Source organism: Parvularcula marina (assembly GCF_003399445.1).
Classification (GTDB): Bacteria; Pseudomonadota; Alphaproteobacteria; order Caulobacterales; family Parvularculaceae; genus Parvularcula; species Parvularcula marina.
Genome location: NZ_QUQO01000001.1, coordinates 1,180,609 through 1,193,718, shown reverse-complemented (window position 1 = coordinate 1,193,718; position 13,110 = coordinate 1,180,609). Strand labels below are relative to the sequence as shown.

The window sequence follows — 13,110 nt, the reverse complement described above, 5'->3', positions numbered from 1 at the left end:
GGAGGAGATGATGCTCGATGAATTGTTTGATGATGTTGATGTGCCGCGATGATGTCTGACACCAAGCCCCTTTCCCGGCTGTTCAGTAATGCCCCTGACACGGTTGGCTTTCGCCGCCTGCGCAAACGTCTGGCGCGGCAGGCAGAAGAAGCGATCAACCGCTACGGCATGACGGCCGGAGAGGCGCGGCCGCGCTGGCTGGTCTGCCTGTCAGGCGGGAAGGACTCGTATGCGCTTCTGACGGTGCTTCTCGACCTGATCGCGCAGGGGCGGTTATCGGCGGATCTGGTCGCCTGCAATCTCGATCAGGGCCAGCCGGGTTTCCCCAAACATGTCCTGCCGGACTATCTTGATGCGCTCGACATCAAACTCCGTATCGAGACGAAAGACACATATTCCACCGTTATTGAGAAGACACCGGAGGGAGCAACCCTCTGTTCGCTCTGCTCGCGTCTGCGGCGGGGGCATCTCTATCGCGTGGCGCAGGAGGAGGGGTGTTCGGCCATCGTGCTTGGCCATCACCGTGATGATATCCTTGAGACCTTCTTCCTCAATCTCTTTTTTGGCGGTCGCTTAGAGGCGATGCCGCCCAAGCTCCTGAATGATGAAGGCGATCTTCTCACCTTGCGCCCGCTGGCGCTGGCCGGGGAGGAGGATATCGCTCAGTTTGCGCGCGCCATGGCCTATCCGATCATTCCGTGTACGCTGTGTGGTTCACAGGATGGGCTGCAGCGCCAGCAGGTCAAAGAGATGCTGGCCCGGTGGGAAGAGCGCCATCCGGGACGCAAAGAGACGATCTTCAGGGCGCTTACCACTACCCGTCCGGGGCATCTGCTTGATCCCGAACTGTTCGATTTTGCCGGGCTCAGGCCGGGTGGGGCATGATGAAGATCACTGAAGGCGGGCTTGATCATCCGGCGGTAAAAGCGCTGCTCATCTTTCACATTGAAGAGGCCCGGCGGAACTCGCCGCCCGACATGGTTTTTGCCCTGCCCGAAGAAGGCTTGCGTCAGCCTGGTGTCCGCTTCTTCAGCGTCTGGGAAGGGGAGATGCTCCTCGGCATTGGCGCGGTTAAAAAGCTCAGTGAAGATCATGCCGAGATCAAGTCGATGCGCTCGGCGCCTGATCAACTCCGCCGCGGTGTCGCCCGGATGATTCTTGCGCATCTTCTTGAGATTGCGACTGATGATGGCGCTACGCGGATCAGTCTTGAGACTGGCCGGACGGCGCCCTTTCATGCCGCGCACGCGCTTTATCGCAAGTTCGGGTTTGTCGAATGTCCACCCTTTGGCGAGTATGAGGACAACGGCTTCAGCATGTGCATGACGAAAGAGCTCTGATCAGAGCTTACGTCTTTGGCGGCAGGCCGAGCACATCCGTCAGCGCCTTGATATATTCCTTGAACGCCTTCTCGCCTTCATCGGTGAGACGCACGGTCGTCAGGGGTTTTCGGTCGGCGATCCGCTTATCAACGGAGATATAACCTGCATCCTCCAGCTTCCTGATCTGCACGGACAGATTGCCCTGAGAGGCGGACAGCGCCTCTTTCAGCTCACTGAAGGAAGCGGCATCAGCATTGATCAGATAGGCCATGATGCCCATACGCAGACGACCGTGGATAATGTCGTCAATCTTTTCGATGCTTGAGTCGGCCACGTTTACGCGCTGGCCTCCTCAGTCCGGCTGATCCGCATGAACGCATAGCCCGGAAACGCCATTAGGACGAAGAGCGCAATGGTCAGGACAAGGAGGTAATGCTGCGGCATCTCTGTGAAGAGGCTGGCAACGACGGCTGAGACGAGCCAACCAGCCGCGACAAATCCCATCCACCAGCGCCGCCGCATGACGGCGGCGGCATACCAGACGGCCCCTTGCAGGGCGCAGACGCTGACCGGGTAGAAGAGCCAAAGCGTGTAATCCTCCCGACGGAAGGCCGCGAGCGCAAAGACCGCGACCAGCGCGAAATTGGCAAGGCCCGCCCCGCCGAAAACGCTGCTGATGGCACGGGTGGTGAAGCCCGTGCCATAGCCTTTGACCTTGTTCGTGCGAGAAACGACGACACAGATCACAAGGAAAATGACCGTCGGCAGGATGCCGATGGCCAGATGGAGGAGGGGGGGATATTCGAGCGGCGTCACCATGCCGATCCAGGAGATCAGGCATTGTGCGCCGTAGAGAATGCCGGCCCAGCCATAAAGGACGCCTGCGGCATGAAGCGAGGGCTTCCGGTCGGCGACGATCGAGCTGAGATAAGCAAGATCGTCGCGGGCCTGATCAATCGAAGGGGCGTCCTGCGAGACTTCGTTTTCCGCCGTCATGATGATGCTTCCTTCTTCTTTCTCGGGCCGTTGAGCAGATTACCGATGATCGTGTGCCGGACCATGATCTGATAGCTCAGCAGCATGACTGGGATCGAGGTACCCAGGATGAAGGCGTATTTTGCATATGCCGGCCAGCTCCAGTCCAGCATCCAGACCTGCATCGCCATGATGATCGGCAGGTGGATGAGATAGAGCCAATAGGATGAGTCGGCGATATAGCGCGCGACCGGCCCACGGCGATTGAAGAAGCGAAGGGCAAGACCGATGAAGCCAAAGGTCCAGAACCAGATGGCGAGTGCATAGAGCCCTGTGTAGATGAGCTTGTCATTCCCATCGAGCTGGGGGCTCGTGCGCTCCATGCCGTGCAGGATGTAAAGCGCGCCAACCGTGAGCGCGAGCGCGACTGCCAGATAAGGCAGATAGAGCTTTGAAAGCCGGATCAGCCCGTGATTTTCGCGCTGGAGCACCCAGCCGAGCCAGAAGGCCAGACCATAAGTCACAAGCGCCGGGGTATTCGGCACAAAGCCGATGTCAGGGGTTGGGACCCCAAACCACTCGACCCACCCTTCATGCATAAACAGGCTCGCTGCCACGGGGAGAGAGAGCAGGAGCACGAGGAGGGGCGAGCCGAGCAGTTTGGAGATCAGGCTACTGACAGACTGCCGAAGCGTCCCATTGCGATCGAGGAGCGCCAGCGGCAGGCGCGCGACCAGCATCACGACATAGAAGACGAGCAGCAGGTAGAGGAACCACAGATGGGTCAGCGGGAAGGTCTCAGCCGTCAGTGGCGGCGGGGGCGGCAGCTGATCCATCGGGATGCCATATTGCTTGCTGAAGCCCCAGCCCATTGCCGTGCCCATGGCGACGAGGAGCGGGAACCAGAAGGCGACCATCGGAAGGGCGATCCGCTTGAGGCGGCTGCGGATGAAATATCCTGCACCCCGGCGGTGATAGACCATATGGCCGAAATAGCCGGCCATCAGAAAGAATGTCGTCATGCGGAACATGTGAAGCCAGTAGCCGGTCCAGGCGATGCCTTCGGCGCGCTGGCTGTCCATGACGACCCAGACCTGCTGGCCCGGATAGAAACTGAGCCCGGCGTGAAAGGCGATGCCCATGATCAGGGCGAGCCCGCGGACAAGATCGAGTGCGTGAATGCGTGACGTGGTGGAGGACATGCCTCTCCCCTCCCGTGGTTGAGTGTGTGCCGGCTCTATGTGGGTGAACCAGTTCATGAAGTAAACTAGTTCATCAAAACTTTTTTGAGGAAGTGAGGAAATCCGGGCGGTTGAAAGGGGTGGGAGAGGGGTTTTCAGGCGGGTTTTGGGGTGGAGGAGGAGTTTAAAGCCCTTCCTTCCCTCCGCTCATGCCCGCGCAGGCGGGCATCTGGTTTTGAGTGATGAGCTCTGGGTTCTGTCTTTTCGCTTATCGAAGATGAGAGATCGGTGCCTTCGAGGCAGATCCCCGCCGGAGTTTAGCCCGGACCTGATCCGGGCCGGGGATGTGCGGGCGGAGAGAGGGGCGCTCTGGCTCCTTCATTCCTCGTCCCGGACCATGAGATGAGTGGGCTTTGGAGCATTCCCGCTAAAAGCCGCGCCCCGCGTCACTGGGGCCCTTCCATCCGGCGCGATTTGGCGTAAACGGGCCGGAATCCATCGTAATCAAGCTGACAGTTCTTCATGACCGATCTCCGCACCATCAAAGTCAATGGCGAAGAAATTGACGTCGATCCGGCGCTCACCCTGCTGCAGGCCTGTGAGGCCGCGGGCGAGGAAATCCCCCGCTTCTGCTATCACGAGCGCCTCTCGATCGCGGGCAATTGCCGGATGTGCCTGATCGAAGTGAAGGGCGGGCCGCCCAAACCCGTGGCTTCGTGCGCGCAGAATGTGCGCGATCTGCGGCCCGGCCCGGACGGCCAGCCGCCCGAGCTCTTCACCAACACGCCGATGGTCAAGAAGGCCCGCGAAGGGGTGATGGAGTTTCTCCTCATCAACCACCCGCTCGACTGCCCGATCTGCGATCAGGGCGGCGAATGTGACCTGCAGGATCAGGCGATCACCTATGGCCGGGGCACGTCGCGCTTCGAAGAGAACAAGCGCGCGGTCGATGAGAAATATATGGGCCCGCTGATCAAGACGATCATGACCCGCTGCATCCAGTGCACCCGCTGTGTGCGCTTTGCGACCGAAGTTGCGGGCGTCAGCGATCTTGGTCTCGTCAATCGCGGTGAGGATGCGCAGATCACGACCTATCTTGAAAAAGCGGTCGAGACGGAGCTTGCCGGGAACCTGATCGATGTCTGCCCGGTCGGTGCGCTGACCTCGAAACCCTATGCCTTTAATGCGCGGCCCTGGGAGCTGAAGAAAACCGAGACCATCGATGTGATGGATGCGCTCGGCAGCCATATCCGCGTCGATGCGCGGGCCCGCGAAGTCTTGCGGATCCTTCCGCGTATTCATGACGACATCAATGAAGAGTGGATCGGCGACAAGTCGCGCTTCATCTGGGACGGCCTGCGCCGCCAGCGGCTCGACACGCCCTATATCCGCGAAGACGGCAAGCTGCGCCCCGCAAGCTGGAGCGAAGCCTTCGAAGCGATCCGTGCAAAGATCGACGGGACGGCGCCTGAGAAAATCGGCGCGCTGGTTGGCGACCTTGTCTCCGCAGAGGCGATCAAGGCGCTCAAAGACCTGACCGATGCCTTGGGTGTTGTGAACCGCGATTGCCGTCAGGACGGCTCGGCGCTGGGCGTTCTGCCTGATGGCACGCGCGCACCACGCGGCTCTTATGTCTTTGGCTCGACCATTGCCGGGATCGACGAAGCGGACATGATCCTGCTGGTCGGCACCAATCCGCGGATCGAAGCACCGGTTCTCAATGCCCGTATCCGGAAGAATTTCCTCGACAAGATGGGCCTTGAAATCGGCGTGATCGGTGAGGCGACGGACCTGACCTATGACTATGCCTATCTGGGCGCTGATCCGTCCGTGATCGGTAATATGGATCAGGACTTCTTTGACAAGCTTTGCAAGGCTGAAAAGCCGATGATCATTGTCGGCCAGGGCGCGCTGCGCGATGGCGGGGCCGCGTACAAAGCGGTGCTCGATATGGCGTCCCGTGTTGGGGCAATCGGCGACGAATGGAACGGGCTCAATATCCTTCACACCGCGGCGAGCCGGGTGGCGGCACTCGATCTTGGCTTCGTGCCGGGCGAGGGCGGCAAGTCCTTTGGCGGCATTATCGATGCAGTCGAGGCCGGTGACATCGAGATCGTCTATAATCTCGGCGCGGATGAGTTTGACACATCGCGGCTTGAGAATGCCTTTGTGATCTATCAGGGCCATCATGGCGATGCAGGCGCGCGGGTTGCCGATGTCATCCTGCCGGGGGCGGCCTACACCGAGGAATCCGGTATCTTCACCAATACCGAAGGCCGCGTGCAGATGGCGATGCGCGCCTATTTCCCCTTCGGCGAAGCGCGTGAGAACTGGGCGATCCTGCGGGCGCTCAGCCAGGTCATTGGCAAGACGCTGCCCTATGATGACCTCTTCACGCTGCGTCAGGCGCTGATCGAGGATAACGAGATTTTCGGCTCCATCGGCACGGTCGAGATGGCCGACGCGCCGTCTGCGGATCTTTATGCAAGCGTGAGCGGCGATCCAGTCTTCACACCGGGGCTCGATGGCTATTGGCTGACCAACCCGGTCGCTCGGGCGAGCAAGACAATGGCTGAATGTGCCGCGATGTTTGCGGCGGCGCCCAAAATGCTGGCTGCGGAATAATATCAACGTGCCCGGGGTGACGTTTTCCGTCTGTCCCGGCCCGGTCATTCCTGTTGGCTCTTGCGTTGACTCAGCGAGCAGCTTTGTCCATGGCGGGCACCAATATGCGTGCTGGGAAACAGGCGAGGGGCCGGACCTCCTCCTGATCCATGGCTTTCCGACATCTAGCTGGGACTGGGCGGCCCTTTGGGGGCCGCTCTCATGGCATTTCCGTCTTCATGCGATGGATATGCTCGGCTTCGGGCTCTCCGATAAGCCGCGCGGCCACCGCTATCTGATCGCCGACCAGGCTGAGGCGTATGCCGCACTGCTGCGGGCGCGGGGCGTGCATGAAGTGCATCTCCTCGTTCATGATTATGGGTGTACGGTCGGTCAGGAGCTGCTGGCACGCGCAGCTGAAGGCTCGCTCGAGGGCATCACGATCAAAAGCATCGTCTTCCTCAATGGCGGGCTTTTCCCCCATGCGCACCGGCCACGGCCGATCCAGAAACTGATGGCAGGGCCGCTGGGGCCCTTGATCGCGCGGTTCATGTCGCGACGGTCCTTTGGCAAAAGCTTCTCGGCGATCTTCGGGCCGGATACACAGCCCACGGATGAAGAGCTTGATGCTTACTGGTCGCTGATCTGCACAGAAGACGGCGTGAAGGTTATCCCGGCGCTCCTTGATTACATGGCGCAGCGGCGCGCGAATGAGGCGCGCTGGACGGACCCGATCAAGACACCTGCCGTGCCCATGCGGCTCATCAACGGGCTCGAGGATCCTGTCTCCGGCCGGCATCTGCTCGAGGAATTTGCGCGACTAATCCCGGATGCGGATGTCGTGCCGCTCGAAGGCGTGGGGCATTACCCGCAGGTCGAAGCGCCGCGAGAGGTCTTCCGGGCGGTGATGGATTTTCACCGTACACTCTAGGTGTCAGAACCATTTCTTGTGGCGGAACCACCATAGTTGGATGAGGCCGAGGGCGGTCAACACGCTTGCAAATATCCAGAAAGCCGCTGCGTTCTCGGTCCCCGGCATCCCGCCAATATTGATGCCGAAAAGCCCTGTCAGGAAGCCCAGGGGCAGGAAGATGGCGGTCACAACCGACAGAACCATCAGCCTTGCGTTCATTTCCTCAGCACGCTGGTCCGTCAGCTGATCTTTCAGAATGGTACAGCGTTCGCGCACAGCATCAAGTTCCTCGACCATGCGCATAACTCGGTCGGTGGCCTCGCGCAGGCTGGCTTGTGTCCGGTCATCGATCATGTCGCTTGCAGAAAAGGCAAGCGTGTTCAGCGCATCACGCTGGGGCGCAATATACCGCCTGAGGATGATCGCCTTGCGGCGAATGGTGGCAAGATCACTGCGTGAGATGTTTTCTTCATCCAGCGTATGGGTCTCAAATTCATCGACAGTGTCGGAGAGGTCGGTGATGACCGGATCCATCTTGGAGGTCAGCCCCGCAGCCAGCCGCGAGAGAAAGTTGGCGGTTGAATGGGGGGAGGCGTTCCGGTCAACCTGCTCATGAATGGCAACGATAGCCATCAGCTTCCGGATACGGACAGAAACGATCAGGCGCTCCGTGACCCACAGGCGGATCGAGACCATGTCCTCATGCTTGCTCTCCGGGTTGAGGTTCACTCCGCGGAGGTTCACGAGAAACCCGTCCTTGTGCTGCGCACATCGCGGGCGCGTGTCCTCCAGCGTCAGAGAAGTCGCAACAACGTCATCCGCCTCATGCTCTATCCATGGCACGATTTCCGGACAGGCAAGGTTGAGGTGGATCCAGCGATAGGCCGCGCCATCCGCCGCAGTGGCTATAAGTCCTTCGCGCTCGACCGGCGAAGAGGTGCCGTCGGGAAAGATGTCATAGGCGTAGAGGACAGCCTTTTCGGGCAGGGTCGGAAGGTCAGGGGCAGGCTGTATCATAGGAGCGGTCAGGGTTACGAAAATGATTCGTCCCTGCCTAACCCTGTTCGCGCGCCCCGTCATGCCGCCATTCGGCGGGGCCCAGCATGGCAACTTTCATCTCGCAGCGCGGTGAAAACCCCAGTTTTTCATAGAGGGACGTAGCGGCCTGATTATCCGCATAAGCATGAAGGAAGGCTGTCTCACCGCGTGCCGCGATCCGCGCGGCGACGATGGTGGAAAGATGAGCGGCATAGCCGCGGCCCCTGAAATCAGGATGGGTGCAGACGCCGCTGACCTCCGTAAAACCGGGCAGTTTCATCCGCTCACCCGCCATGGCAGCGAGACGGCCATCGATGCGGATACCGATGAAACCGCCAAATTCATGGGTGCGCATTTCAAACGGGCCGGGTTCGGTCAGTTTAGCGAGCGCAACCATCTCTGCGGCGTCCGTGGCCCCGAGGGGAAGGATGTCGTCTCTTGGTTCCGGTGCCGGCACAGGGTCGTGCGCGACCATCTGCAGGCCGGTTGCGCGGCGCAGCACCTGCATATGGCGCGGCACAGTGATACCCTTCCGATCAAGGATGATAATGGAAGCGTCGGGCAGACAGAGACGTCCCAGCGCATCAGCGTCGTCCGGATCTTCAATTGCAGCAAGCGGGCTAATCTGGGGCAGATAGCGGCGGGCCTTCCCATGGGCGAGAGCGAGATGGGCCTGGCGGGTGGCGAGCGCGGACCAGATTGGCCGATCAAGGAGTGTGTCGGTCATCTTGCTTTCGCCTCCTTCTTCGCGGTCAGGTGATCGCGCAGTGGCAGGGCGTCGAGGCGGTCTTCGATCTCTGCAAGCTGGCGGAGGAGGGGGCCTTTTAGATCCGTACACAGCTCGGTCACCGCCGCTTCGATGACGGGCCAGAGATGCGTGTCCGCCCGCCGGGCGAAATTGGCGCCTTCGGCGGTCAGGTGAACCTCGCGCCGCCGCTGGTCCTCCGTGCTTCGCCTGATCTCGACCAGCTCCTGTTCGGTGAGAAGGCCGACCGTGCGGGTGACGGCCGGCTGGCTGATGCCGAGCGTGCCGACCAGCTCGCCGATCGAGAGAGGGCCGAGCCGGTGGAGCGCGACAATGACCGGGCACTGATTGGGCTGGATCGTCAGGTCCGCCTCATCGATCATGCCCAAAGTCTCACCCTGCAGCCGCTCGCCCAAGCGCTTGAGCCGTGTGCCAAGGCATAAGAGCCCGAGATCCCGAATGATGTCGTCCGACATGGATGCTCCCTCAATCACACATGTTATATAACATGTTATGTAATAGAGGGGAAGACGCAGGCTCCTTGCACAGGCAAGGGAGAAAGCGGCCTGCGGGCCAGTGACTTAGGACGGCGTTCGGCGCCTCCGCGCGTCAGCCTTCCGTCATGGTCGCATCGGGATTGAGCGCCATCGTCCGGCCAGTCTCGGCGGAACGATAGATCGCCTCGATCAGCCGCGTATCACGCAGGCCCATCTCGCCGGGTGTGAGGATTTCAGTCCCCTCCATCACCGACAGGCCGAAATGATCGAGCATGGCGGCGAACTGGATCGAAGGATTACCCGGCGTCAGGGTCTCGGTCGAGCGGCCCTTGCGCAGCATCATTTCGTGCCCGCCATACCCTGTTGCCGGCTCCATAGTTAGAAAGCCCGTCTGTCCACGGACGGTCACCATATTTGCGCCCGCCCCATCATAGGAAGTTGAATGTTGGGAGGTGGCACCGGAGGGAAAGATCATCTGGCTCGCCGTATGAGCGAATATCTCGGCAAAACGCGGGTCATTTGCTGGCTGCTGCGTGCTGGCGCTGATCCGCACGGGCATCTCGCCGGAGAGATAAAGCCCGGCCTGGATGCCGTAGAGGCCGTAATCTTCAAGCGGCCCGCCGCCAGCCAGCGCGCGATTGTGCCGCCAGTTCGTTGCCGGGGTCGAAGGGCCGGAGCGGTAATGATGCGCGGTACGGATCACACGCAAGGGGCCGAGGGCCTCTTCGCGCATCAGCTCCATGGCTTTGAGGTTATAGGGCTCAAAATGACAGCGATAGCCGATCATCAGTTTGCGGTCTGCTGCCTTGCCCGCCGCAATCATGTCCTCGCATTCCGCAGATGTGAGTGCCATTGGCTTTTCGCAGATGACATGCTTGCCCGCGGTGAAGGCTTTGAGCACAAACTCTGTGTGAAGACCGGTCGGCAGGATGACATAGACAGCGTCGATCCGGTCATCGCCCGCGATCTCTTCATAACTGTCATAGGAATAGATCGCGTCTTCGGGCAGGCCATAGGCCGCGGCGACCGTGGCGGCTTTCTCCGCATTGCCCGAGACGACGGCCGCGAGGTGGCAATGATCGGCCTCCGCAATGCGCGGCATTATCTGGTTCAGCGCGTAACCGCCGAGCCCGACAATGGCGAGGCCGATGCTCTGTCCTTTGGGGGCAGGCGGCGGGGAGGCGGGCAGCCGGACCCCGCGCGGCATGGGCTGGCCCTCGGCTTTAGGCGGGGCGCTGGCTGCGATATTTCGGGCAGTGGCAGGGCCGTAGAGGAACGGCGCGGCGGCGATCCCGCTGGCGGCGGCCCCTAGTAGATGGCGGCGCGAAGGCGTGTACTGTGTCATGGACGGCCCTTTGTTAGCGTTCACATAGGGCAGCATATTCGAAGACCGCGCGCCTGTCAGGGGCGGGGCGGGGAGGAAATACAGTCATGCTGGGAGGCATCGAAGCAGGGGGCACGAAATTTATCTGTGCCGTTGCGGACCGGACGGACGGCCCGCTGGAAAAATGCGTCATTCCAACGACGAGTCCGGATGAGACGCTGAAGGCGGTACGGGAATTTTTCCGGGGGCACGGAGTGCTTGATGCGCTTGGGATTGCAAGTTTCGGACCTGTAGATATCGATCCGTCTTCACCGCAATTTGGAGAGATGTTGAAAACACCCAAGCCCGGCTGGACGGGGGTGAGTTATCTCGATGCATTTGAGGGGCTTGATTGCCCCATTGATCTTGATACGGATGTGAATGGTGCGGGGCTTGCCGAATGGCGTCACGGGGCGGGGCAGGGGTGCCGCACGCTCGCTTATGTGACGGTCGGCACAGGTATCGGTACAGGTGTGCTGCGGGATGGACAATCTTTGAATGGTGCAGGGCATTATGAAATGGGCCATATTCGTCCGGTCAGGGACGGTGAGCGCGATCCGTTCGAAGGCGCGTGCCCGTTCCATGGGGATTGTCTTGAGGGGCTGGCGTCGGGGCCTGCGATCAAGGCGCGATGGGGGATGGGGCTAAATGAAATGGCCGACCCTGGCCCGGCGATTGAGCTGATCGGCGGATATCTGGCGCAGCTCGCTCTGACTCTCACACTGACACACCGGCCCGACCGGATCCTTTTCGGCGGCGGGGTGATGAAGACGCCGGGCCTGATTGATGTCATCCGTGAGCAGATGGAAAGCCTTCTGGCTGGCTATGTCTCCATTCCGTCGGTCCGTGATTATATCGCGGCGCCGTCTTTGGGGGATGATGCGGGGATCACTGGCGCTCTTTGCCTTGCGGCCTCGGTCTTGCCCGGGGCGGAGGCGGGGCCTAGACATGCGGGCAAGTGACGCAAGAGGTGCCGGACGACACCGGCTACCTTCCGCGCCCAAATGAGGGAGAGCCCAATGCCGAAAACCTTTCTGGCCCTGATGGCCGCCACGACCGCCCTGACGGCGTCTGCTTTTGCGCAAGCCGAAAGCCCGCTGCCGCCGAAAGTTGAGGCGGATGCGAAGAAGCTGATCGAGAAAGCGCTCGCGGACGATCAAGGATATAGAACGGTCGAAGAACTGACGACCAAGGTCGGGGCGCGGCTCGCAGGGTCCGAGGCGGAAGCGCGGGCACGTGACTGGGCTGTTGATCACCTCAAATCCCTCGGTTTCAAGAATGTTCGTATCGAGACTTTCGAGATCCCATATTGGGCGCGCGAGAAGGAAGCCGCTGCAATCGTTTCTCCTTTTCCGCAAGAGTTGGAGATTACGGGTCTCGGTGGGTCAGTCGCCACGCCTGAAGGCGGTGTGACAGGTGAGGTCGTCCGTTTTGAGACGATGACCGAGCTGAAAAATTATCCTGAAGGGGACACGTTGGCGGGCAAGATCGTCTTTGTCGATGAGCCCATGGTGCGCACGCAAGATGGCTCGGGCTACGGTGTCGCCGTTGCTAAACGCTCCGGAGCTGCCAATGAAGCCGGCAAGCGCGGCGCGAAGGCGGCCCTGATCCGCAGTGTGGGGACGGATCACCACCGCTTCCCGCATACAGGCCTGATGTCTTATGAAAAGGATGTCACGAAAGTGCCGACGGCGGCGCTGTCTGCGCCTGATTCTGACCAGCTGGCACGCGCCCTGGAGATGAGTGACGGACCGGTGACGGTTTTATTCGAGCTATCGGTTCAGACTCGCGAGAAAGCACCCTCAGGCAATGTGATCGCGGAAATACCGGGGCGGACGGACGAAATTGTCCTGATTGGCGCGCATCTCGATAGCTGGGATCTTGGCACGGGCGCCGTTGATGATGGTGCAGGTGTCGGCATCGTTGTCGGGGCGGGCAAGCTGATGCTCGACAAGCGTAAAAAACCGGAGCGGACGATCCGTATCGTGCTGTTCGGTTCAGAAGAAGTCGGCCTGCTGGGTGCGTTTGAATATGCGCGGGCGCATGCGGCGGAACTCGACAAGCATGTAATGGGCGCGGAAAGCGATTTCGGCGCCGGCAAGATTTATCAGTTCCAGACACGCTATGGTGAAAGCCAGCTCGACAAGGCGGCGGCCATGGCGCGCGTACTCGAGCCGCTTGGCATTGCGCGCGGTGACAATATGGCGGGCGGTGGTCCGGACGTGATCCCGCTGCGGATCGCTGGCGTCCCGGTCACGTCACTTCGCCAGAATGGCTGGGACTATTTCGATCTTCACCACACGCCCGATGACACGCTGGACAAGATCGACCCTGATGAACTTGCCCAGAATGTCGCGGCCTATGCCGCCTTTACGTGGATGGCGGCGAATATGCCGGGGCCGTTCCGTGAGCCGCCTGCTGAGGAAGCGGCGCCGACGGAAGATGTCGCCGACGGCGCGCAATAGGCTGGGC

At 60.8% G+C, this 13,110-nt stretch carries 13 protein-coding genes; 6 read left to right on the top strand and 7 right to left on the bottom strand.

Annotation, left to right across the window (positions count from 1 at the left end):
• The first annotated feature begins 48 nt into the window (after window positions 1-48).
• Entirely contained in the window at window positions 49-885 is an 837-nt protein-coding gene (gene ttcA / locus DX908_RS05645; RefSeq protein WP_116391440.1) for a tRNA 2-thiocytidine(32) synthetase TtcA, read from the top strand.
• Complete coding sequence (locus DX908_RS05640) at window positions 882-1,340, top strand: GNAT family N-acetyltransferase (RefSeq protein ID WP_116391439.1); 459 nt, start codon at window positions 882-884, stop codon at window positions 1,338-1,340. The genes ttcA and DX908_RS05640 overlap by 4 nt, the downstream gene beginning before the upstream one ends.
• A 7-nt stretch (window positions 1,341-1,347) precedes the next feature.
• On the opposite strand, the gene DX908_RS05635 is transcribed toward DX908_RS05640, so the two are convergent.
• From DX908_RS05635 to DX908_RS05625, 3 genes are read right to left on the bottom strand one after another with little or no spacing between them, the layout of a single operon-like run.
• Window positions 1,348-1,656: a winged helix-turn-helix domain-containing protein gene (locus DX908_RS05635; RefSeq protein ID WP_199564601.1), complete on the bottom strand. Its 309-nt coding sequence runs from the start codon at window positions 1,654-1,656 to the stop codon at window positions 1,348-1,350.
• A gap of 2 nt (window positions 1,657-1,658) precedes the next feature.
• Window positions 1,659-2,318 carry a hypothetical protein gene (locus DX908_RS05630; RefSeq protein WP_116391438.1) on the bottom strand — a complete coding sequence of 220 codons (660 nt, stop codon included), beginning with the start codon at window positions 2,316-2,318 and terminating at the stop codon, window positions 1,659-1,661.
• Entirely contained in the window at window positions 2,315-3,499 is a 1,185-nt protein-coding gene (locus DX908_RS05625; RefSeq protein WP_158548522.1) for an acyltransferase family protein, read from the bottom strand. Before DX908_RS05625 ends, DX908_RS05630 begins: the two co-directional genes overlap by 4 nt.
• 501 nt (window positions 3,500-4,000) lie before the next feature.
• Between DX908_RS05625 and nuoG the strand changes: the two genes are divergently transcribed.
• Together nuoG and DX908_RS05615 are read left to right on the top strand one after the other, a co-directional pair.
• Entirely contained in the window at window positions 4,001-6,103 is a 2,103-nt protein-coding gene (nuoG, locus tag DX908_RS05620; protein WP_116391436.1) for an NADH-quinone oxidoreductase subunit NuoG, read from the top strand.
• A 16-nt stretch (window positions 6,104-6,119) separates the two neighbouring features.
• Window positions 6,120-7,013 carry an alpha/beta fold hydrolase gene (locus tag DX908_RS05615; protein ID WP_199564599.1) on the top strand — a complete coding sequence of 298 codons (894 nt, stop codon included), beginning with the start codon at window positions 6,120-6,122 and terminating at the stop codon, window positions 7,011-7,013.
• 3 nt (window positions 7,014-7,016) lie between these two features.
• On the opposite strand, the gene DX908_RS05610 is transcribed toward DX908_RS05615, so the two are convergent.
• The 4 genes from DX908_RS05610 to DX908_RS05595 form a co-directional block, all read right to left on the bottom strand.
• Window positions 7,017-8,012 (bottom strand): zinc transporter ZntB, encoded by a 996-nt coding sequence (locus DX908_RS05610; protein WP_116391435.1) that lies wholly within the window; start codon window positions 8,010-8,012, stop codon window positions 7,017-7,019.
• Between the two features lie 37 nt (window positions 8,013-8,049).
• Window positions 8,050-8,760, bottom strand: a complete 711-nt coding sequence (locus DX908_RS05605) for a GNAT family N-acetyltransferase (RefSeq protein WP_116391434.1) — start codon at window positions 8,758-8,760, stop codon at window positions 8,050-8,052.
• Window positions 8,757-9,254, bottom strand: coding sequence for a MarR family winged helix-turn-helix transcriptional regulator (locus DX908_RS05600; protein ID WP_116391433.1), 498 nt, complete (start codon window positions 9,252-9,254; stop codon window positions 8,757-8,759). Before DX908_RS05600 ends, DX908_RS05605 begins: the two co-directional genes overlap by 4 nt.
• A 133-nt stretch (window positions 9,255-9,387) precedes the next feature.
• Window positions 9,388-10,620, bottom strand: a complete 1,233-nt coding sequence (locus tag DX908_RS05595) for a Gfo/Idh/MocA family protein (RefSeq protein WP_116391432.1) — start codon at window positions 10,618-10,620, stop codon at window positions 9,388-9,390.
• Between the two features lie 86 nt (window positions 10,621-10,706).
• Here DX908_RS05595 and DX908_RS05590 point away from each other — a divergent pair, with 86 nt between their 5' ends.
• Window positions 10,707-11,600, top strand: a complete 894-nt coding sequence (locus DX908_RS05590; protein ID WP_116391431.1) for an ROK family protein — start codon at window positions 10,707-10,709, stop codon at window positions 11,598-11,600.
• Between the two features lie 57 nt (window positions 11,601-11,657).
• Window positions 11,658-13,103 (top strand): M28 family peptidase, encoded by a 1,446-nt coding sequence (locus tag DX908_RS05585; RefSeq protein ID WP_199564597.1) that lies wholly within the window; start codon window positions 11,658-11,660, stop codon window positions 13,101-13,103.
• Window positions 13,104-13,110: the final 7 nt, after the last annotated feature.